This window comes from Salinibaculum rarum (assembly GCF_030505615.1).
Lineage (GTDB): Archaea > Halobacteriota > Halobacteria > Halobacteriales > Haloarculaceae > Salinibaculum > Salinibaculum rarum.
Genome location: NZ_CP129994.1, coordinates 538,171 through 560,538 on the forward strand (window position 1 = coordinate 538,171; position 22,368 = coordinate 560,538).

Here is a 22,368-nt window from a genome sequence, read left to right on the forward strand (position 1 = left end):
TTTCGAGAGTTAGAGATAGCGAATTGTTCTACCCCTAGCCACTAAAAGTGAGTACGCCCAATTTGAGTATGTCTAACTGTACTGCCAACGGTTCGTACCTCATCTCCCATGTGAAAGGTGATTCTATGGTTCCATCGGGCCCAGACAACTTCAACACTCCAGAAAAGAACGCCTCTAATCAGTCGCATCTCCACGAGCGAATACTTGAACACCTTCCCAGGTCACTTTCAGTTGAAAATACGGAAACGATCGACGCCCCATCTTCCCCAACATCTGCAACACGGTATATTTTCACCACGACAGATGCCAGTGCGCCTGATGCGCACATAGAGAAGGTAAGAGAATTATTCAATCGACACTCACACCAGATCACCACGACTGAGACTCGATTATACGTCGACGTGTACGCATCTTCCGATGCACCTAGAGAACCTCATTCTACTAAAGTAAATAAAAACACTACTAAGACAGTCCCCAATCCCGGGGTTACCACGGACTCTGATGACGCAGAGCCTCAATCACTCCGAGCAAAATACCCGATTACGAACATCGTAATGTTCGGGTTAACCGTTGTCACCACACTTTTCGCTGGGCTTCGCTGGTACGGAACAGCTGGTCTCTCTTTTGAAGGTGTCATCACTGTATTACCGTTCATGCTTTCAGTTCTCGGTGTGCTTGGGACACATGAGCTCGGCCATTATGTTGTGAGTCAGTACTACGGCGTTGACGCGTCATTACCTTACTTCATCCCAATGCCAAATCTTCTTGGAACACTTGGCGCCGTCATTCGGATGGAAAGCGAGGAGATCCCCAGTCGGAAAATTCTGTTTGATATTGGCATTGCTGGCCCGCTCGCAGGACTTATCGCTACGGTCTTCGTGACAGTTATCGGGTTAACACTCCCTCCCGTGACGCCACCGCCAAGTCTTGAAGTCCATCTAAACTATCCACCGTTCGTCCAAACTATTGCATGGATGCTCGGTGAACAAACCTCGTATGTCGGCGCAAAGACACCGAATCCCGTGTTGGTGGGTGCGTGGGCAGGCACCTTCATCACATTCCTGAATCTCTTACCAGTTGGCCAACTCGACGGCGGACACATGATGCGCGCTATTATTGGCCCTGCACAACACAAAGTCCAGTTCGCTGTTCCACTTACTCTGGTTTCTCTCGGTGGCGTTGTGACGTTTGTACTGAATTCGCCAGGTATTGTTTGGTTCGTATGGGGAGTTCTCACGTTGGTGATGCTGACTGGCGGAACAGTTGACCCAGCTGATGAGACACCACTTAACCAGTCTCGCCGCATCTTAGCAGTAGTTACGTTCGGAATTGGTGCTCTGTGTTTTGTCCCTGTCCCCGTTTCTTTGCTCTCTTGAGCAGCGAATGGTTGCACCGTGCCCAATTATTCTGTCGAAAGATTCTTTCTGGGTGTCTCTTCTGAGGTTTGAGGAGTTCCAGTTGGAGACTTGACGAAGAGGCCGTGGCCGATGAGTGCAATTGACACTATAGAACCGGCTATAACTCCCAGATTTGTCGGTAGAGCGGTGAAAAGACTGAGAAACGTTGGTATCTGAGGATGGAACTCAGTAGCCCCGACTCAGCTAGACATCTTCGAAGACGTCAGCCGCTTCCACCAGCTCTTGGTACCGGTTGCGGATCGTGACTTCAGTTACTTGCGCCACTTCCGAGATTTCACGTTGCGTTCGTCTTTCTCCAGTCAAACATGACGCTGCATACAGTGCCGCCGCAGCTAATCCAGGCGGGGATTTTCCGGAGATCACCGTAGGGTCCGGGCTATCTAGCAATACTCTTGCCTTGGCTTGAACCTCCTCACTGAGCTTCAACTCGCTCGCAAACCGTGGTAGGTACTGTTTCGGGTCAGTTGGGCTGATTTCTAGTCCTAGTTCGGACATGATATACCGGTACGTCCGGGAGATTTCTTTTTTCTCCACGCGAGATACTTCACTTACTTCGTCCAACGACCGGGGAATGGTTTCTTGCCGACAGGCCGCGTAGAGAGCTGCTGTCGCCACGCCTTCAATCGACCGGCCACGAATCAGATCTTCCTTGAGCGCCCGTCGATAAATTACTGCTCCAACCTCTCGAACATCATCCGGAATTCCCATTGCAGATGCCATTCGATCCATCTCAGACAGCGCAAACTGGAGATTTCTCTCACCCGCATCTTTTGTCCGAATGCGTTCTTGCCATTTCCGCAGTCGATTCATCTGCGACCGACGGTCTGACGACAGCGCGTTCCCGTAAGCGTCTTTGTTTTGCCAGTCGATATTCGTCGTCAATCCTTTGTCGTGCATCGTCTTCGTCGTCGGAGCGCCAACACGACTTTTCGAATCTCTGTCTTCCTGGTCGAACGATCGCCACTCTGGCCCGTGGTCAATTTCGTCTTCTTCAACTACAAGTCCGCAATCCCTACAGACGACTTCGCCACGTTGTTCGTCTGTTTCTAGCGTTTCAGAACGGCACTCAGGGCATTCGCCTTCACGAACCTCTTCTGAGTCCTCATCTTCCAATTCGTCCACGACTGTTTCGGTAGTTTGAGTCGTCTGAGTCATTTTCGAAATTTACCGCCGTTATATTGTGGTTTGCAACCAGTGCGCCATAATTCACACGGCTACTTATTGTTCGGGTATTTCTGCCATTTCTGCCCTGCCGGAGACACTGAGTGCCCCTGTCTTAGTCATCACTGAGATCTCGGAAACTCGCATCAACGTTGTCAACTTCTCCGCCGGCTTCTGCGGTTGCGGTCTCCCCAGTACCTGCGTCAGTGAGTGCGTTGTCCTCTGATTTGGGGCTGGAGAGTTTTGATTCATCCACTTTACCAAGAGTGGTCTCGATTTGACTGGCTACGCGATCGTACCGTGAAATATCAGTCGTACTCTCTTCAAGCGCAGTTTCAGCATCATCGATTGCAGCTTCCAGTTCTTGAACAACATTGTTTGCAATGGCGTCACGGTTCTCTTGGAGGACCCGTTCTGCGCGTTGCTTCATCTGTTCGGCATGAGTCTGCGCCTCGATGCGACGACGTTGCATCTCATCTTCGTCGGAATGCTGCTGTGCGTCTTGCTTCATACGTTCGACTTCCTTGTCGCTGAGACCGACACCACCTTCGATTGTGACTTTCTCATGTTCCCCGGAGTCACGCTCTTTGGCGGCGACATGCATGATTCCACTTTCGTCAATCTGGAACGTGAGTTCGATTTTCGGGGTTCCAGCTGGGGCTGGTGGGATGCCTCGGAGTTTGAACTCATCTAGGAGTTCGTTTTCTTCAGCGACTTCGCGTTCACCTTGGAAGACTCGGATCTGAACCTGTCTTTGTTCGTCTTCCGCAGTGGTGAACACTTTAGACTCAGATGTCGGGATTGTCGTGTTGGCGTTGATGATACGCTCGAAGAGCCCGCCTTTCACTTCAACACCAAGAGAGAGTGGTGTGACGTCAAGAAGCACCAAATCATCAACTTCACCACTGAGGACACCGCCTTGAATTGCGGCGCCAAGAGCGGCTGCTTCATCGGGGTTAACGTTCATCTGCGGTTCCATCCCAACGATGTCAGCGACTTGCTCTTTGATGACTGGAATCCGCGTAGACCCACCGACTAGGATGACTTCGTCGATTTCGTCTGTGCTGTATCCCGCGTCGGAGAGAGCCTTCTTTGTGGGAGCAGAAGTGCGTTCAACAAGGTGGTCAGTGAGATCTTGGAAGGTGTCGCGGGTGATTGACTTCTCGAGATGCATGGGGCCTTCGTCAGTGGAAGCAATGAAGGGAAGGTTCACTTCAGTTTCCTTCCGAGAAGACAGCTCAATTTTGGCTTTTTCTGCGGCATCACGAAGGCGCTGAAGAGCTTGACGATCATCTCGGAGGCTGATGTCATGTTCGTCTTCAAAGTGGTCTGCGAGCCATTCTTTGACTGTTTCGTCCCAGTCGTCACCACCAAGACTCGTGTCACCGTTCGTAGCAACTACTTCGTGGACACCATCACCGAGTTCTAACACAGAAACATCGAATGTTCCACCACCAAGGTCGAAAACAAGAACAGACTGGTCACGAGTGTCATCAAGTCCGTATGCCATCGCCGCGGCAGTGGGTTCATTGATGATGCGTTCGACATCAAACCCAGCGATACGTCCTGCGTCTTTTGTGGCTTGGCGTTGCTTGTCGTTGAAGTACGCTGGAACCGTGATGACAGCGCGTTCGATTTCTTCGCCGAGGTACGTTTCGGCGTCGTTTTTGATTTTCTGGAGGATGTGTGCCGAAACCTCTTCAGGGGTGTAGGATTCTCCACCAAGTTCAACGGTGTAATCCTCCTCTCCCATATGGCGTTTAATCGATTCGACTGTGTTCTCAGGGTTTTGGATAGCTTGGTTCTTCGCAGGCTCCCCAACGATAAGTTCATCGTCATTGTAGGCAACAACAGATGGAGTTGTCCGGTCACCTTCTCCGTTGACAATGACTTCGGGGTCCCCATTCTCCATTACGGCCATTGCGGAGTTGGTTGTACCGAGGTCTATACCGAGAATCTTATCCGATGCCATCGTAGTCCTGTTTTCCCACGTCTCACGTTTAAAAGTTAGAGTGGGTTCAATTAAGACTGCTCCAAAATCACATCTTCTTCACCGAGCAGTCTTTGCGAACGACCCGAGAGAAAAAGACCGATTCCTCGAAGAGAATCCGGTGTTTCGGGTACATCAACGAAACGCTATCAGCTTTTGTAGTCTTGGTAGTTACAAATTGGACATCCAATCTCCCACGGGTTATTCTCTTCTTGGTGGACAATGAGCTCCGGGAGGTCGTGCTCAGGGCATACTTCGTCTGTGATTTCGATGTCGCCATCTCGAGGAAGTGGGAGTGAATAATCGCAATCAGGGAACTGTGTACAGCCAACAAGCCGTGACCCACTCTGGACGCGTTTGATAGCGAGGTCTCCACCATTGTTATCATGACATTCCGGGCACTCTCCGATGATGCGGTCGTCTGTATCCTTAGCGGCTTGTTGTTCGCACGCTGGACAGCCGAATGTGAATGTCTTGGAACCTGCAAGCATCTTCACATGGTGAAGTCCATGTTCAGCGCATGTCTCATCGAGAAGGTGAACGCCTCCCTTGTTCGGCAACGGGAGTGTGTATTCACAGTCCGGGTATCCGTTACAGCCCACAAATTGTGACCCACTGTTTGCCTCTCGCGGAACCAAATCATTGCCGCACTCGGGACACTCGCCAATCACTTCTTTGTCTTCCTCTTGCTGCTCGATTGAGGCCTGAATTTGCTCTGCAATATCTTCTTCAGCGCCTTGCAGCGCGGTGAAAATATCTCGCAACATCGACCGGGATTCCTTGGTGACCGACTCTAAAGACGTGCCGCCATCAGCGATCGCCGTCATATCATCTTCCAACTGGGATGTCATATCCGGTGTGACAACTGGGTGTGCGTACTCTTCAGCTGCTGAAATCACATTTCGCGCTAAGTCTGTTGGTTCAGGTGGATTACCCTCAATGTAGTCACGATCGTACAGCTTGTCGATTGTATTGTGGCGCGTGCTTTTTGTCCCAAGGCCAAGTGACTCCATCTTCTCGATGAGTTTCGAATGCCCGTACCGATTAGGAGGCCGGGTTTGTTTTTTGTCAGCGCGGACATCAGTAATCTGTAAGTCAGCACCTTCGTCAAGATCAGGCACAACGGTTTCCTCGTTATCATAGTATGGATACACTGCATGGTATCCTGGCGAAATGAGCGATTTCCCGTTCGCCTTCAGAGAGTGACCTGCTGCGGTAGCATCAATACGCCGGTGTGCCCATTTCGCTGCATCAGCAAACGTTGCGATAAACCGCCGTACAACAAGTTCGTATATCTCCCACTCAGTGTCACTGAGCGCGGACTTAGATGGAGTATCTTCAGTGGGATAAATCGGCGGATGGTCAGTTGTCTCTTCGTCACCCCTTGTTGGAGATAACGTGTCCTTATCGAGAATGTGGTTTGCCTCATCAGTGAAATCAGTGAGATCGCTAAGAGTTTCTAAGAGTGACTTCGGATCTAAGTCGTCAGGGTATACCGTGTTATCTGTCCGTGGATACGTGATATGCCCATCTGTGTAGAGGTCTTCTGCAATGCTCATTGCAGGTTTCGCATCGTACCCAATCGCATTTGCGGCCTTAATGAACTCTGTTGTTGAAAATGGGATGGGTGGATTGTCGCTGCGCGTCTGTTCAGACACGTTCTCAACGATAGCCGTATCAGCACTTTCTATGTCGCGTTTGATGTTACCGGCAGTATCGATGTCCCAGAGTCGTTCAGCTTCATTATCCTCGTTGTTGAGGTAGAAATACTGGGCTTCGAATGCATCACTCTCAGTGTTTTCACAAAGGTCGGCGAAGATTTCCCAGTAGTTGTCCGCGTCAAAATTCTCGATTTCGCGTTCACGGTCAACAATGAGTTTCAGCGTTGGCGTCTGGACGCGTCCAAGACTGATGAAATCACCTCCGAATTGGTTTGCTGCAAGGGTGAAGTAACGCGTCAAAGATGCTCCCCAGACAAGGTCAATGGTTTGGCGGGCTTCCCCGGCTGCTGCGAGGTTGAAATCTATTGTGTCACGGTTTTGGAATGCGTCAGTGACTTCGGGGCCTGTGAGTGAGGAAAACCGGACACGGTCAATTGGAACGTTCTGGGCAACATCTTTAACGAGGTCATAGGCTTCTTTTCCGATGAGCTCGCCTTCCCGGTCGTAGTCTGTTGCAATAACAACCCGATCAGCGTCTGTCGCTTGGTCGTTGAGTGCAGAGACGATATCTGGTTTTGATGGATACTTTGTGATGTCTGCATCTAGGAGGGTCGCCGGACTGACAGCATTCCAATCGTTGTATTCATCCGGAAAGTCAACTTCCACTACGTGGCCAGCAAGCCCCATACATCTCTTCTCACCCCACTCATAGACTGTAACGCCGTTCACGCGTGTGCTAGAGAGGTTCCCGGCGCTGAGAATTTCAGCGATTCGTTTTGCAGCGTTGTGTTTTTCGGAGATAATAAGCTCCATGCGCAGATCTTACTGAATATTAGGAAAAGCCTCTTGGTAAACGTTAGGCGTTCCGGGGTTGTTCACTGGTTGGTCAGACACCTGGTCCGAGGAGTTGTTCAACCATTTCGGTGTCTGGGTTGACTTTTGCTTCGTACATTTTTCCAAGAGAGAGTTCAATGTCGTCTTGAATATTTTCAACATCCCGGTGCAACATTCCGACGTCAGTGGGGAGTCGGCTTTGAGTCGTACATCGGAACACTGCCTGTTCGTCATTAATGTGCTCAAGGCGAACAATGCATTCAACAGTACTCGTATCGCCAGTGAGACTCATACAAACCCCTAGTTTGTCAAGGCGTGTAAATCATTCCCTCACAGCAAAACGAGCGGTTGCTGGTTGAAAACAGTACATCTAGCGGTTTCTTGAGAAGTGTAGTAGTGCTGAACCGGTGTGCAAGGACCGGGTGGAACTGCGTGTGCGTTACTGGAATGCGCGGTCGATGACTTCGTCTACGAATTCATCGTAGAGATCGTCCGGGACTTCGCCAGTTTTCAGGAATTCTCTCACAGTTCCTTGTGAGAATTCGACTGTGATCGTGTCAGAGTCACCACTTGCCTCTTCAACGACCTGCTGTTGCCTCTCATTCATGTCAACATTGCTGGTGTCTTCAGTCTCGGATTCCGTGCTGGTCGATTCCTCTTCCGAGTCCTTTTCGGTGGTTTCCGCGGGTTCTGATTCAGTATCCGGCTCAGGCGTGCTCGGTTCTTCTGTCGTGTCAGGCTCTTCAGCCTCGGGGGATGCCTTGTGGGGCCGGTCTTTGATCGTTTGGAACCCTGAATCGTCTTCTTCAAGTTCTCCCTCGAAGGGATCACCGGTGGTAGTTTGTTCGCCAGATTCGCGCTGGTTTCCGAGTATGTCAGCTCGGTAGTCCACGAGGTCGTCGTATTCGTCGAGGACTTTGCTTGTGTATGACGGATTTGCATCCGACATTTCCGCAATGGTGGCGTTCTGCGCGTTGGGGTTTTCTGCTCTGGCGTCTACGATTTCCTGTTGTTTCTCGGTGAGGTCTTCGTATTTGGATTCCATCTCTTGGTCGGGTGCGGCCTTTGCTGAAGCCATTACATTAGTCACATGACTCTCGCCCCTTTAGTTATTTACGGTTTTGCAAATATGTGTGCTGGGGATGATAAGGAATGTTTCCCCTTCATGTGCCCGGGTTTCATCCACAATTTTAACTGACTTGAAATGACATGGCGGAGAATTTTCCGCGTTCTAAGACCTCATAAACCCATAAAGCACTGTTTAACCAACGCAGAGTCTACTGACTATAACACAATCAACACAACATCCCACACCAGCCACCCATCACCTGGCTACCGACAATCAACACTCGCAAAATCCGCACAACATCCAATAGTGAGTTTCATTCTGTTGTTGCTCGTGCACTACATATCATCCTCTTCAAGTCGGTCACCATACCGCTCCATATAGTACGCCACATGGTACGTGACAACCCATGCTGATGCGACTGCCACCACACCAAATCCAATGACGCCACCAACAACAATCCCCCACGTTCCATCGGTGACGTATCCTACACCAGCTCCCACAACAAGCGCGACAGCATACCCTACAGCAGGAATCATCCCTCGCAGAAGTGTGTATCCAACTGTGCTTACTGGGTCATCACGAACGATTTCGTATGCACGTTGGTATGCCTCTAGTATCTCAGCCCCTTCAATGACAATACTCACATCAAGAAACTGCACTACCATTGCAATTGCAAACATTACAACACCGATCACCAGCATTGCTAGGAGCATCAAAGCCCCGAGAACTGTGAACATTGCATCGCCAGTTCCAGATGCCATCGCACCCAACCCGCCCATCATGAGGGCTATGACAAGCAAAATAACCCCAAACACTAGTGTGATGACAAACATCCCAATCTGGTAGAGTGCATACCCACCAAACAACGTGAGGAAATAATCGTTCAACCCATCAACCCACGCAGAGAGAGTGTCTGACCCATCAGTTGCATATTTATACACCATCGTGACAGTTGTCGCAAGGAAAAACGGAGCGACGACAACCCCCGCGACGAGTGACCCGAAAATCGGGATGAAAGCCAGGACAAACGATGCAATCATCGCTACGACCGCTGTCCCAAAACACACTAATCCGATTTTAGGTGTGAGTAACTGTACAGACTCATCTAACGCATCAATCGCGCTTCCCATACTATAATTTCTTCCGTGAAATAGTAAAAAGTTAGCAGTGGGAACAGTCTTCATAATGCGGCGCGGAACGTCGGGTTTCGGCTTGTCCAGCACTGGCTCAAGTCTGGTGCTGGACGCGCAGAGTGTCAGGTTGCGCTGAAGTCAGGGGCGGTGAACGGGAATGGCGAGTTTACGCCTGCCACGGATTCTAGTGGCCAGACCGGGAGTCCACTGACAAGCCCACCGCTTGCGGTGGGTGCCTGACACCACCCCTACTCTGAAAAGTAACGTCGACGTACATCGCACCACATGGGAAATCAAGAAGTGAAAACAATGGCAGATGAGAGTCTCTCAGGAGGCACGCCAAATAAACTCGACAGTCTCCCTGATCATCCGCTTTCTGAACGGGAAGCCAGTAGTCTGGATGTCAGCGACGCAGTTTCCTTTTTTCGGCCTGTTGCCGCATTAAACGACATCCACCCTGACCAAGTCGTCGGTGGATTCATTGGGAAAGAATCCATGGCGAACATAATCGTCTTCCACCCGGGACACGATGCTTGGTACCACACAAAGACAATTCAATCCAGTTCCCCATTTGACACCCTAGCTTTCGATGGGCGCGTCCTCAATGCCACACGAAGTTACTACGGCGATGACGTTGTTTCACACCACACACCCAAACTTGACCCTGACACGCCCGGGAGCGCACTAGCAATTATTCTCCCTAACCGCAGAATCACCGAACATGATGTGTGGTTGCTCGAAGATTCAATCACCAATGTGCAGACAGCACATCCCACTGTTGTCACAGATACCGACGACACGATCGTTGTGTTTGTAGTGATCCCGCCAACCACGACAACACCAGGAAAATGGGTGTTCACCGGGTATCACCCTCCCAGCGAGACATGGGAAGAAATCGACAGTGGGACCCTTACAGAAGCAACCACTGACTTCTCAATGGATACTGTCACAGAATGGGTTGCTGAACATTACAATGCTGAAACTGTGGAATTCACCACTCCAGAGATGTGAGACTGCTTGGCAAAGACTGCACTACGAGTCTTCCAAAGAAATTCTCCGATACTAACCGGAAGAAGATGTCAAGGCGCCCACGAACACCCACATTCTCCTGCTCGTGCAAAGGCTAAGCGCCGAGACACTGTGTCAGGGCCTGGTGTTGTCTCCGCTCCCAACCAGTGCGCCCATTCATCGCAGCTGGCACATTCATACACGGCTTCTCCGTCACCTCGACGAAAAGTACTGCGCGCCTCAACAACAGCAAGCGCTGTGCGGAGACTATCTACAGTTGGCGGTGTCTGAAACGCTACTGCCAGTACACTCTCTGTCGTTTCCTCCGCGGTGGGCACTACAACCCATGCTGCGTCATCAGTAAACGATGTACTGGCCGGAGAGGCAGACACATCATCTGTCTGGTTGAGGATACGGTACACGACCCAGTTAGTGATAGGTGCTTCATCCGATAGTCTGAGGGTCTGCTCGGTCTGTTCAACACCGAAGTGTTCCTCAATAGTCGCTGTGAATTCGTCTTCATCCGGGACATACCGCAGTTCAGCAACGCCCCTGAATGCGGCCTGTTGTTTCAACTGTTCGAAAACAGCATGTGTGCGTTCTCCCCAGGGCTCAGTTGCCCACGGAATCCCTGTGTATCGCTCATGACGGAGTGTTACGTCCACGCCGGGTTCTGGTTCGTCGTACCGCAGGTTTTCCACCTCCACCGGGAGATCGTCAATGGGAAGATCAGCCGAGGTGATATCTTCCGGGACAAAACACGAGATGTAAAGATTTCCAAGGGCGTCCGGCCCGTATTGCCCGAGATGTACGCGGGGATGCCCAGTGATACTGTCTCGTCCCGGCGCCGGGTCGTTGAACTCACTGACACGGGCATCAAGTGTCTGTGCCGCCGTCGCAAGTGCATGGACTTCAGCGCCAAAATCTGTATTGTCGTAACTGTACTCGTGGTCACTTGGCGGCGTTGTCGCATCAACTGCCTCCGCATCAATCTTGAGACCAGCACCCTGCACAGCTGCGGGGGAAGTGACACCACTGACAGCAGCTGGGTCAAGCGGCACAAGCACCGGGAACTGCAAATCAACATCGTCATCGCCGCGGTAGGCCTGGAGTGCAAACTCGAGGCCCGTCGCGTTCGTCAACCCAACATACGTGCTGTCGAGCGGGCCGTGCCCCGGGACATTGAATGCAGCGTGTTTGTCGAGAAGACGTCGAAGTTGTCCCCAACGGTTTCCTCCCGGGTGCCACTCGTCCGGCACAGATGCAGGGTCGTACTTTCCTGCGTGTGAAGTCCCATAGTATTCAACAGCATTCTGCACCTGTTGAGGCGGTGGATTTTGGACAGCACCCCATTCAACTTGGAGTATCGGCTCAAATTCATCAGGCACCGACATACGAAAACATCACGTGCGCCATGAATAAAGCCCTCAGGGATCCATGCTCTCATACGTGACTACTTAGTACATGGAAGAAATACAGGTAGATTACATGGGTGCTGACGATGCGGACGCGACCATAACCGAAGATACGCCGGTGAATGATCTTGATGGTGAGGTTCTCTCCGTCGGTGATCTAAATTCTGAACTCGCTGACATCGTCGAAAGCGATGCGCCTCATTTCGATTTCCTTGTAGGAGATTGTTCCGACCGGTACATTTCCAGCGCCGACCATCTCCACTTTGATCTTGTGCACAACGACAGTACTCTCCACTGTATCGTGTTTAGTTTCCGGCGGGATTGGCTCACTGACGAAATCAGCGAAGATTCACACCTCGCTGTGAGCGGTGATTTGTCTTACTACGCTGAAGAAGGCCAAGTCAGCGTCGTTGTCGAAGAAGCTCTCGAGATTGGTGATAGTGAATACGGTGCCATCTATCAAGAGAACAGAGACACACTCGCTGACGACGGACTCTTAGACAGTGACGCAAAAGTCGCACTTCCAGAACACCCGACGACGATTGGGCTTGTTACCAGTGCCGAAAGTGATGCACGGAAAGACGCTATCACCAGTTTACAGTCCCGTTACCCAGAGATCAACGTGGTTGTCCAAGATACCCCCGTTCAAGGTGATGCTGCAATGGGGTCACTCCTGGAAGCAATCAGTGAGCTTGACCGTGATGCTGAGATTGATGTGATCGTTGTCACGCGCGGTGGTGGTGCTGATAAACATCTCCGCGTCTTCAACGAGCTCCCGCTGTGTCGCGTTATCGCAGGAGCAGACACCCCAACTGTAGCAGCAATCGGTCACGAAAACGATACCGTTCTCGCGGGCGAGGTTGCTGACGCGCGAGCAATGACACCCACACACGTTGGCGAAACCGTGCTTACGCACTCGAAAGACGACGTGTTAGAAACTGTGAAAACATTGCGAGACCGGACTGATACAGCATACACACGGCATGTTGCTGAGATACTGGAAACCGCTGAACAATCAGTGAATGATGCCTACCAGTCAACTGTTACGACGCAACTCAACGAGTGGGGTACTGCTGTTGAACATGAGTATGAAACCGTTGTGAAAGACCGAATTACGACCTATGAACAGCAAGTTGCGCACGCGTACCAGCAATGTGAACAGCAACACGAGCATGCAGCTGAGAAAGAAACCTACCAACGCCGCCAAAAAATCCTCGCTGCGCTCGTCATTCTGTTAGTCTTAGTTATTCTCGGCCTCATTTTCTTGCTCTTCTAACACAAAAGGTGACCTGAAATGACTGATACAGACTCCATCGACAACGCAACTGACGCACAGATCGATCAATCAATCTCGGAGAAAGTAGAGCGCGTCAACGACATCATCGAAACTTTGGAGAACCGAGACGTGTCGCTCTCAAAGGCAAAAGACCTGCGCGATGAGGCTCACACGCTCCTTGAAAGTCTGGAAACCGACATGGACCTCGGCGACGCATCGATCATCGAACGGTAGACGCCCACCGCCTTTGACCACTCTCAAGACACTCACACAAAGCAAATTCCGAAGAATACAGTCACAGCCTACGCCGTGAATGGCCCGAGATCGGTCTATGCGTCGACGGGACGACCGCTACGGTGAACCAAAAGTCGCAGGTTCCACTATTTCGTCTTCTTGGTAGCAGACGCGGACTGTTGCGTGTTCCATTTCAGCCCGGCGTTTTGCAGTTTCATGCGCTTGTGCTTTCGTTGGGGCTTCCACGAGAAGTGTTTGATCTTGTTGGTCACGATCGCCTGGTTCTGGTGTGAGGCCGACTTCCCATGTGTACCAGTCGTGCTCGGCAAGCACTGTGCTAGGGATGCGTTCAATTCCGGCGGCTGCTGGGAGTGTCCCGTTCCCATTCCGCAGTCGGCCATTTTGGTACACGACAACGCCGTCATTCCCATAACAGAACCGCGCCGCGTCAGCATTGGCTTCAACGACTTCGAATTCTAACCCGCAGAATGAGACTGTCTCCGTCAGTTCTCGGCCGTCTGTCACCCACCCGGACGTCCATGTGATGGCTCCGTCACGGGTGGGGCGCTGATATGCAGCATAGTCACCGACGTGGAGTCGGCGAACAATGTCAGCAGTATCGAATCCGTGTGGTGCTGGGTATTCATATGCCCCATCCATCAGTGGCGCGGAGGGGGACAAATCGTCGTTTACATCTGACATGCACTTATCGTATTTTTCGCGGCAACCGGTGTAAAAGCTCGGAGTTTCCCGGATGCGAGAAGTGTGGAGTGAAAGAGTTAATCTCGGCTTGGCGGGTAGTGCATCGTGATTGCGGTCTGTTCATCAGCTTCTTTCTGGCCTTCTGCGGTTGAGGGTGGTGCAGTATTCACAATTTTCTGGAAAGGGAACGTTTGCGTGTTGTCGCGCGTTGCGAGTTCATGTGCGTACAGTCCGTCAGATATTGTACAGTTAAATACTGATTCGAGTAAATCGATGAGACTGTATGCGAACTCAGCCCATGCTGGCCCGACACTTGTTAGCGGGAGTGGCTTATCATTCGGGAGAGGGTTGCGGCGCATATTATTCTCCACAATGGTGGCTGGGAGATAGACTGTCATGAGAATACACTCTGGTTTCGTTTTCTCGACTTTGAGAGTCATCCCGCCGTCAGAAAGGTCATCGACGATGACAGCTGATGAGTCTGCGCTCGTGGTGGTGTTAAGGCGCTTCAACTCCGTCTTGATGTCGTCTTTAGACACTGTTGACGGTACGACACATGGCGTCTCCATCGTACCACAAAAACACAGACGCTAACAAATAAAAAAGGAACATTCCTAGCCGATCGAAACCCCCGCTCGAGATCACCCCCGGCACGTTAGCCCGTAGCGCTAACAAAGGCAGGTTGGGTTTCCTCCACAGTGCTGATGACGTACCGGGGAAGTCCAGTGTTTTTGAGGGACGGGATCATACATAGCGTATCGCCACCAAGTGTGGTTTCCCGCACTGACGACTGAGTGCGCAGTCTAAACTGTCAGAACACATGTCATTACCAGACAACCTCAAAACTCGGATTGAAGACACACGTATCACCTATCCAAAGAGAGAACACGGGTTCACAGTTCGCGGGTCTCCGTTCACTTGCACATTCCACAATCCTGTTAACCCCAAGAACGTGTGCGAAACAGTATGCACGGCCGAAGATCCGTGGCGTATGTTCGGATTGCGAACGAAAATTGGTGAGGACTATTGGAAGGTTGTTGGGAACCTCTTCCACATCGAAGACGGTGGCATTATTGACACCTCGAAAATTTCATTTGAGGTTGCACCTGAGTACGTACGAGTGTATGTGAAAGAAGACTGCTCTGCAACTCGAGTCGCTGAATTTGTCCAAGCACTCGATGATAAATACGGAGTGACTGTTCACTTCACCGATGACGCCGATCGCGCTGAAACCAACTGACATTCCTCGTCATGACATCTTTCGGTGCTCCGGGACAGCGTCAATCAGTGAACTGCACCTCGTACGCGGACCCGTTTGAGGCGAGGTAGTCACTCTGTTCAGCTACCCACTTCGCTTTCGGTGGCGTCCCACCAAATTCCCGGTATTGTTCCGAACCTGTAACGCTGTGTAGTTTGTTCATGAAGTATTCTCGTGTCTTCCACGGGACGTCCTCGAAAATGAAGCGAATATCAACTACCGTCCCGTCGACGGTTTCTGCGCGCTCAGCATCGAAATATTCGTCAAAGCCACTGTCTAGATTGTGCTTCACTCTCCATTTGAGCAAGTACACCGACTCGTTGTGTTTCACGTAGGTGTGGATAGTACTGGTATCGAACTGCTTGTCAGGATCCATTGAACGGACAGTTGTATACTCACCACGTTTGATAGCCGTTCGAATTGCCTGCTGTTCAAATTCGGGGTACTTGGTGAGTTGTTTCACTCTCCCATCTTGCGGTTTTCCGTTTATCTTTTCCGGGCGAAGATATGTGGCCTCCGGACCCCCCACGAATTTTTCAAGACGGTACAGATCGTCATCCACGCGAATCCCCTCAAATGGCCAAATTGAAGGGAATTTCCCATGTCTGAAATTCGTCGAAGTGACTGATGACTCGTACAATGACTCCTTCAGCGCCTTTTCCAACTCCGGCCCGAGGATGCTGACTGTTGCGCCACTCTCAATGTTCGAAGGAGGTTTTTCGTTCACGACAAGCGTTTCTGAGACGATGCCGAGACATCCTGCGGTGGTTGTTACACCAGCGATACAGCTGCCGTATCTAAGGAAATCGCGCCGCGAGACCATGTGTGATACTATTCTTTGCAAGTTCGACAGTTAACCCCTTGCACCGACCGTACGCCATCAACCATTGATGTGCCCCTCACAAGAATCGCGGTGAAAATTTGTCCCGACAACTCACCTGCACTTCACACCTTCATTGATTCGGGTATGACTGCGCATTCTCCATGACACAGTGGAGTCGGGTTTTCGGAATGAATGACCGTTCTGCTCGTGAAATAATCGCATCAAGATCGTTTGGTTGGGTGTCAGATTCTGTGAGCGCGCGCTGTCGGACATTCGCGTACAACTCTTCTATATCCAATTCGGCAAGGTACATGGCTTCTGCATTTTCAATGTCGTCCTGCACCCATTCGTCGAAGCACTCTCGAAGATTATAGCAATACTGCCATGCGATTTCATGCGTTTTCTCAACAGTTTCACCAGGCGTGTACAGACCACACTCCTTGATTTCTTGTTCGACAGTGTTGTAGATGTGGGCCGGAATCCACGGGTAATACGCTGCAACTACTTCTTGGAGACGCGCCAGGTAACTTCGGTCATTGTTTTTCCGACATGCAACATCCTCAAATGTCTCTGAGAGGGCGGTTATGTCAAAATCGTCTCGGTGACGTAATTGGACATGCTGTAAGAGAGTATCCGAGTCAGCGTCACCAAGGTCTCCATGGTGGGGCATATTTTGTGATGGTGGACCAGTCCTTGTAATGGTAAGTGTGGGATTTCCGCTTCCGATTAAGGCACCGCAATATATTCGCGCCCCCGATTTTCACCACGTGACTTGATGAGATTGTAATGCTCCATTTTTTGGAGATAATTCCGAACCATGCGCTTAGTACGCGCATCTTCAACCCGGTCAGTGTACGCTTCATACAGATCACCGGGGCAGATCGCGTTGTGCTCAGTGATGATCTCATAAAGAACGCGTTGGTCGTCTGTGAGCTTCTCAACGGTTTTCTGTTGGATTTCCGTTTTCGCTTCCGATACCGCAGATTGGATGTGTTCTGGTTTAATCTCTGACGCACCAGACCCGTCAGCGATGCGTGCTGCGACGCGGAGAGTCCCAATTGCTACGCGAGCATCACCGGCCGCTTGATCAGCGATCTCATTGAGTTGCTCCTCAGAAATCACACCAGGTTCCAACCCCCAATCTATGCGGTCGCGGAGAATTGCAATGAGCTTCTCATCGCTGTAACTATCGAATTTAATGCGAGCACAAGTTTGCATCCGGCTGGCGAGCCGGTCATTCAGCTCTGCGAAGAATTTAATCTCCTCATTTGCGATGAAGATGAGTTCGAGATTCTGAGTGCGGAGTAGTTCATACAGGAGTTCTTTGTCGGTTAATTGATCTGCTTCATCGAGAATAATGACGTACCGCGGCCCATCGTACTCGTGGAGCCGATCGATCAGAACGTCGGTTGGCGTAGATTGTCGGTGAATATCGAACGTGTTGTCAAGTCCTTCTAAGATGCGGTAAAGGACTTTGAACCGGGAATGATTTTCCCAGCAGTTCACGTACTGCGTATTCAACGAGATGACTTGTTCCCGCAATTTTTCGACCGTGTACTGTGCAATGCAGGTCTTCCCAGTCCCACTTGGACCATGGAGAAATGCGGGCGTTCCCGGGTCACCATCCGCAATAGGCTGTAGGACGCTTGAAAGGTGGTTAATCTCAGTATCCCGATGCACTACGTCATTCGGAACAAAGTCAGTCTGGAAGACGCGTGCATCCCTTATCATTGGTTGGGGATAATAACCGGGGTGGTGATAAGTTCCGCGGCGCCATTTCCGATAATTCCGATAGTGACTCTGTCGTCGCACCGCAAGACCAACACTACTCTGAGTGAAACTCTGGAAATCACACCACAAAACTGCGAAACGCTGATTTACATAGCCCCATAAACAGCGCACACCACATGAGTACTGCCGACCAACAACTCCCTGACATCGAGGCGCAAATTAAAACCATTGTACCCGCGTCCGTCACTATCAGCAAAATCGGGTACGAAGGCCCTGAAATCATCATCTACACCGATGACCCGCAAGAACTCTTCTCTCATGAAGGCCTCGTTCAGGAGATTGCGCAAGGCATCCAGAAACGCGTCACTGTCCGTCCAACAACTGACGTTCTCCCACCGAAGAAAACCGTCAAGAACGTTATCCACGACGTCGTCCCCGACGAAGCACACCTCACAAACATCGAATTCAACGACGATATCGGTGAAGTCATCATTGAAGCTGAGAACCCCGAACAAGTTGTCGGACAACACGGCCGCAACCTCCACGCCATCACCCAGCAAACCGGCTGGACGCCAGAAATCCTTCGAACTCCACCACTCGATTCCTCGACCGTCGACGACGTGCGAAACTACCTGAAACGTGAACGTGAAGATCGGCACGACATTCTTGAACGCGTCGGCCGGCAAATCCACCGCGACACCACCAGCGATGACAGCTGGGTGCGAGTCACCACACTCGGCTGCTGCCGTGAAGTCGGCCGATCCGCGTTCGTCATCAACACGACAGACTCACGTATTCTCGTAGACTGTGGCGACAAACCTGGCAGCGACGATGTCCCTTACCTGCAAGTCGCCGAAGCACTCGGAGCCAAGGACTCTTTCGACGCAGTTGTCCTCACGCACGCCCACCTCGACCACAGTGCACTCATCCCACTCCTGTTCAAGTACGGGTACGACGGCCCCGTCTACATGACCCCGCCAACGCGTGATCTCATGGGGCTGCTGACGCTAGACTACCTGAACGTCGCCGGCAAACAAGGCCGTACACCGCCCTACGAGAGCACGCACGTCCAAGAAGCCATCAAACACACTATCCCCATCGAATACAACGAAATCACAGACATCACGCCAGACGTTACACTCTCTCTGCATAATTCCGGGCACATCCTTGGTAGCGCAAGCGCACACTTCAACGTGAACGACGGTGAGCACAACCTCGTGTTCTCCAGTGACATCCATCAAAACCCAACACACCTGTTCAACGGCGCCAACAACCAATTCCCAGGCGCCGACACACTCATCCTCGAATCCACATATGGTGGGAATGATGACTATCAAGAGTCACAAGCGGATGCTGAACACGACCTCAAACAAGCCATCGTCGAAACGCACGCCCGTGACGGTACTGTTCTCATTCCGTCATTCGCTGTAGGCCGCAGCCAAGAGTTAATGCTCATACTCGAAGAGGCAATGCGCGAAGGCGAAATCCCGAAGATGCCTGTTCACCTCGATGGAATGATCAGGGAAGCCACCGCCATCCACACCGCACACCCGGAATATCTCCGTGACGATGTCCGGGACCGAATCATGGTTGAGGGTGAAAACCCATTCCTTGCCGAGCAATTCAATCACATCGACGGTGGTGAGTCTGAACGCCGCAGCATCCGCGACAGCGGCCCCAACATCATCCTCACGACATCCGGTATGGTGACTGGTGGGCCCGTGATGAGCTGGCTGAAACATCTCTCTGCTGACCCGGACAACACGATGATGTTTGTCGGGTACCAAGCCGAGGGAACACTTGGCCGAGAAATCCAGAACGGCCGTAACACCATCACAGTTGACGATCACGGCCAAGATCAACAACTCACATTGGACTTCGACATTCGGTCAGTGTCTGGGTTCTCCGGGCACGCTGATCGTGCTGGGCTCGAAGAATACGCCACCACGATGCGCCCCCAACCCGACAAAGTCCTGTGCGTTCACGGCGATGAAAAATCCGTGCAACAGTTATCGTCCGGACTGTACCACGACTACAACATGAATACATTCGCACCGAAGAATCTGGAGACATTCCGCTTCAAATAACGCAATTTCACCAGTTACCTCCCACTGGTCTGGCGTTTGGCCTGCGATTCACCTTCGCACATACAGATAAACGAAGGCGACACCAGTTAAGAAAATACTCAGCGTCAAAAGAGACGTTCTCGATGAAAGAGAGGCTGCCAGTCCTACACTAAGGATGAACAACACTGCTGCAACACTCGTTAACTGCTCCTCACGGAAGGCTGGCATGGGTTTACTATGAGTCTAAGCATGTCTGAGTTATAAACCTGTGTCAGACACCAGCACGCTCGGACAATCGACGCGGCACCCCTGCCGCTGATTGTTGGTACTCAAGACGACCACACGACAAGAAGACTCCTTTAGAAAAGTAGATAATGCCCTCCAAGGCAATTAGTGATAGAAAAGTAGATAATTCTCTCCAAGGCAATTAGTGAGAAAAATTGTTTACAACTGAGAGAATAGGGGACGGTAATGGAGTCGAAGAGCGTGATTCACGCGATCGAACCGGTAGGTGACGGGAATAAACAAGTCATCTCAGGTGAGGTAGATATTGATGATATCTCGGTGAGCATCACTCAACCGTTCGGAGACTCAAACTCACAAAGGAATCGTCCTGAACGGACAGTGTGGTTATCAAATGAAGTGCTGCGGAACCACGTAGCCGTGCATAACCCAGGCCCAGAGATGCCATATGATGCGGTGATCAGTATCGCGGGTGCGCCACTTCCGGATGCGGTTGATTCGTCTGAAGACTTGTCTGTGAATATCTCTGTCGAGCAGGTGCGACAGGCGAAGGCTGCCAAATGTCCTCAGTGTGGAGGTGACCTTCGGGAAACGTTCGAAGATGGAGGGTGTACCGTGTGTGGGTTCTACTTTGATGGGACTCATCTCAGCGATGAACGTCAATCTGAGCTGGATCACATCTACGAAGAATACGACGCTGAGAACTGAAATACGGGTGTGACACTCTAATCGGTAGGTATTCTGGAGTGACATCCTCGCCCGCCGTGAACGCTTAGCGGGGTATTCGCAACTGAACGGCACGCTCGAGTTGCGAACGACACGAAACGTTCATGGATTAGGTTCTGTGGATAGTCAGTAGTTATGACTCCCCAACACCAACACCTATTGTATACACGCGTATATACGAGTTTTTATACTCTCACAGTTATTTTGTCTTATCATGGCAAATCAACGAGAGCAAGATGAACACAGTGAATTTGAGAAGGAAGTCAAGGAATTTGGAAATGGTGCTCACGTCACCTTACCGGGCGAATATGTTGGTGAAACAGTCATTGTGAAGCCAGTCGCTGACGAGAAGCCAACACTCCACCCACCAATTACGAAAGGAAAAATTAAATCCACTCTCACAGATGCTACACGAGAAGATTTCACCTTTAGAACTCGGGAAGACGACAATTTCCCACGAGAAGGTGAATATCAGTATGACAGTGATCTTCGACTGTCTATTGACGTTGAGCTTGTGTGGGAAGGAGATGGACACCAAATCATCGAAGAAGAGACGGGGAGAGTCGTGCACCAGCTTCATGATGCAACGTCAGGAGAATTAGTTGAGCATACCGATTGGTGGACTGAAGAAGATGCTCAGAGGGTCGTCGGGAAGAAGGAAGATGGATCAGACATCACAGCATCACCCGAACCGGTGCTATTATGTATCGATCCTGCTGTCTCGGATCTATTCGACCATGCTGGCGTCGGCTACGGAGACGCCTATCGCTATTCAGTGAAATGGAACGATAGCGAGATTGTGTCTGTGATGTTCTGCAATCGCATGGCAAAGAATGGCCGATTCTATGTCCCGTTCTGGGAAAACTACGAATCGCTTGAGCAGTACCAGTCATCAATCTCGTATGCACTTGCCACAGCAATCTCAAAAACCCCATCTGAAGAATATGACCAGTACTTGGAGGTCATGACTAAGCGGGGAATTGGGTGGAATGGTGATGCAGACCCTGCTGCAACTCGAAATCTCTCTCATCACGAGAAATTAGAAGAAACAATCGTTTGCCGACCTTAGATGAACTAATAGAGTCACGTTGATACCGCTTTCAGTTCCTCGCTGGTAGTCGATTTTTCTGACAGGTGTCGGTGGGAGATTGGGGTTCGACTCCGGGGGTAGAGCGTCTGAACTGGGTGAATCCGTGAACGCTTAGCGGGGCATTCGCAACTGACAGGCACGACTTTTCTGTAGCGACATATGGTTTATCACTTATACAGAGGTGATTATTTGCGCCCTCCATCATTTTATTGCGTGTTGTCCCAAGAGCTAATGAGTTCATAAGGTACTGAGATCGAGGACTGGAAAGCAGAAACCAAAGCAATCGATCATGTGTACGGCGTCGCTTCAACAGTATCTCAACCTCGCACAGTTTCTTGGATTGCTTCCGGAGTAGCAGCAGTCGCTGAGAACACAGCCCGCGGTCACCTTTGACCGACTCACAAACATGGGATCCTCATAAAGGACGAACAGGACGGTCCAGCAGTCTATCGTGGCGATCTGCTCCACCTCTAAGTCAGAAACTCCGTGAACTACTCAACGAACACAACCACGACGAACTTCTTCAGCTG

General features: G+C 51.0%; 21 protein-coding genes. 8 read left to right on the forward strand and 13 right to left on the reverse strand.

From position 1 onward, the window contains the following. The first annotated feature begins 125 nt into the window (after nt 1–125). Complete coding sequence (locus tag QYL91_RS18050; protein WP_302083459.1) at nt 126–1,376, forward strand: site-2 protease family protein; 1,251 nt, start codon at nt 126–128, stop codon at nt 1,374–1,376. Between the two features lie 26 nt (nt 1,377–1,402). Here the strand turns inward: QYL91_RS18050 and QYL91_RS18355 are convergent, their stop codons facing one another. The 7 genes from QYL91_RS18355 to QYL91_RS18080 form a co-directional block, all read right to left on the reverse strand. Continuing rightward, nucleotides 1,403–1,570, reverse strand: a complete 168-nt coding sequence (locus tag QYL91_RS18355) for a DUF8015 family protein (RefSeq protein WP_465269231.1) — start codon at nt 1,568–1,570, stop codon at nt 1,403–1,405. A 31-nt stretch (nt 1,571–1,601) separates the two neighbouring features. Beyond that, a complete protein-coding gene (locus QYL91_RS18055) occupies nt 1,602–2,573 on the reverse strand; it encodes a transcription initiation factor IIB (protein WP_302083461.1) in 972 nt (323 codons plus the stop codon). 121 nt (nt 2,574–2,694) lie between these two features. Then, nucleotides 2,695–4,551 carry a molecular chaperone DnaK gene (gene dnaK / locus QYL91_RS18060; protein WP_302083463.1) on the reverse strand — a complete coding sequence of 619 codons (1,857 nt, stop codon included), beginning with the start codon at nt 4,549–4,551 and terminating at the stop codon, nt 2,695–2,697. A 167-nt stretch (nt 4,552–4,718) separates the two neighbouring features. Beyond that, a complete protein-coding gene (locus tag QYL91_RS18065; protein ID WP_302083465.1) occupies nt 4,719–7,043 on the reverse strand; it encodes a DNA topoisomerase I in 2,325 nt (774 codons plus the stop codon). Nucleotides 7,044–7,116: 73 nt separating this feature from the next. After that, nucleotides 7,117–7,356 (reverse strand): hypothetical protein, encoded by a 240-nt coding sequence (locus QYL91_RS18070; RefSeq protein ID WP_302083468.1) that lies wholly within the window; start codon nt 7,354–7,356, stop codon nt 7,117–7,119. A gap of 147 nt (nt 7,357–7,503) precedes the next feature. Then, the gene (locus QYL91_RS18075) at nt 7,504–8,109 is read right to left on the reverse strand and encodes a hypothetical protein (RefSeq protein ID WP_302083470.1); all 606 of its coding nucleotides are present in this window, start codon (nt 8,107–8,109) and stop codon (nt 7,504–7,506) included. A gap of 359 nt (nt 8,110–8,468) precedes the next feature. Beyond that, the gene (locus QYL91_RS18080; RefSeq protein WP_302083472.1) at nt 8,469–9,263 is read right to left on the reverse strand and encodes a DUF7847 domain-containing protein; all 795 of its coding nucleotides are present in this window, start codon (nt 9,261–9,263) and stop codon (nt 8,469–8,471) included. A 288-nt stretch (nt 9,264–9,551) separates the two neighbouring features. Here QYL91_RS18080 and QYL91_RS18085 point away from each other — a divergent pair, with 288 nt between their 5' ends. Continuing rightward, entirely contained in the window at nt 9,552–10,277 is a 726-nt protein-coding gene (locus QYL91_RS18085) for a DUF7964 domain-containing protein (RefSeq protein ID WP_302083475.1), read from the forward strand. A gap of 68 nt (nt 10,278–10,345) precedes the next feature. On the opposite strand, the gene QYL91_RS18090 is transcribed toward QYL91_RS18085, so the two are convergent. Next, the gene (locus QYL91_RS18090; protein WP_302083477.1) at nt 10,346–11,668 is read right to left on the reverse strand and encodes a hypothetical protein; all 1,323 of its coding nucleotides are present in this window, start codon (nt 11,666–11,668) and stop codon (nt 10,346–10,348) included. Between the two features lie 70 nt (nt 11,669–11,738). Here QYL91_RS18090 and xseA point away from each other — a divergent pair, with 70 nt between their 5' ends. Together xseA and QYL91_RS18100 are read left to right on the forward strand one after the other, a co-directional pair. Then, the gene (gene xseA, locus QYL91_RS18095) at nt 11,739–12,965 is read left to right on the forward strand and encodes an exodeoxyribonuclease VII large subunit (RefSeq protein WP_302083479.1); all 1,227 of its coding nucleotides are present in this window, start codon (nt 11,739–11,741) and stop codon (nt 12,963–12,965) included. Nucleotides 12,966–12,983: 18 nt separating this feature from the next. Then, a complete protein-coding gene (locus QYL91_RS18100) occupies nt 12,984–13,199 on the forward strand; it encodes a hypothetical protein (protein ID WP_302083481.1) in 216 nt (71 codons plus the stop codon). Between the two features lie 117 nt (nt 13,200–13,316). Here the strand turns inward: QYL91_RS18100 and QYL91_RS18105 are convergent, their stop codons facing one another. After that, nucleotides 13,317–13,901, reverse strand: coding sequence for a hypothetical protein (locus QYL91_RS18105; RefSeq protein WP_302083483.1), 585 nt, complete (start codon nt 13,899–13,901; stop codon nt 13,317–13,319). Nucleotides 13,902–13,978: 77 nt separating this feature from the next. Then, nucleotides 13,979–14,440, reverse strand: a complete 462-nt coding sequence (locus QYL91_RS18110) for a hypothetical protein (RefSeq protein ID WP_302083485.1) — start codon at nt 14,438–14,440, stop codon at nt 13,979–13,981. 281 nt (nt 14,441–14,721) lie between these two features. On the opposite strand from QYL91_RS18110, the gene QYL91_RS18360 reads away from it, so the two are divergent. Continuing rightward, complete coding sequence (locus QYL91_RS18360; protein ID WP_465269225.1) at nt 14,722–15,141, forward strand: hypothetical protein; 420 nt, start codon at nt 14,722–14,724, stop codon at nt 15,139–15,141. 40 nt (nt 15,142–15,181) lie between these two features. Here the strand turns inward: QYL91_RS18360 and QYL91_RS18120 are convergent, their stop codons facing one another. The 3 genes from QYL91_RS18120 to QYL91_RS18130 form a co-directional block, all read right to left on the reverse strand. Further along, nucleotides 15,182–15,982 (reverse strand): hypothetical protein, encoded by an 801-nt coding sequence (locus QYL91_RS18120; RefSeq protein WP_302083490.1) that lies wholly within the window; start codon nt 15,980–15,982, stop codon nt 15,182–15,184. A gap of 130 nt (nt 15,983–16,112) precedes the next feature. Then, complete coding sequence (locus tag QYL91_RS18125) at nt 16,113–16,652, reverse strand: hypothetical protein (RefSeq protein ID WP_302083492.1); 540 nt, start codon at nt 16,650–16,652, stop codon at nt 16,113–16,115. 56 nt (nt 16,653–16,708) lie between these two features. Further along, nucleotides 16,709–17,713 carry a Cdc6/Cdc18 family protein gene (locus QYL91_RS18130; protein ID WP_302083494.1) on the reverse strand — a complete coding sequence of 335 codons (1,005 nt, stop codon included), beginning with the start codon at nt 17,711–17,713 and terminating at the stop codon, nt 16,709–16,711. A gap of 176 nt (nt 17,714–17,889) precedes the next feature. Here QYL91_RS18130 and QYL91_RS18135 point away from each other — a divergent pair, with 176 nt between their 5' ends. The 3 genes from QYL91_RS18135 (at nt 17,890) to QYL91_RS18145 (ending at nt 21,817) form a co-directional block, all read left to right on the forward strand. Further along, nucleotides 17,890–19,800, forward strand: a complete 1,911-nt coding sequence (locus QYL91_RS18135) for a beta-CASP ribonuclease aCPSF1 (protein ID WP_302083496.1) — start codon at nt 17,890–17,892, stop codon at nt 19,798–19,800. Nucleotides 19,801–20,250: 450 nt separating this feature from the next. Further along, complete coding sequence (locus QYL91_RS18140) at nt 20,251–20,730, forward strand: hypothetical protein (protein ID WP_302083498.1); 480 nt, start codon at nt 20,251–20,253, stop codon at nt 20,728–20,730. Nucleotides 20,731–20,962: 232 nt separating this feature from the next. Continuing rightward, nucleotides 20,963–21,817: a DUF2080 family transposase-associated protein gene (locus tag QYL91_RS18145; protein WP_302083500.1), complete on the forward strand. Its 855-nt coding sequence runs from the start codon at nt 20,963–20,965 to the stop codon at nt 21,815–21,817. The last annotated feature ends 551 nt before the right edge of the window (nt 21,818–22,368 follow it).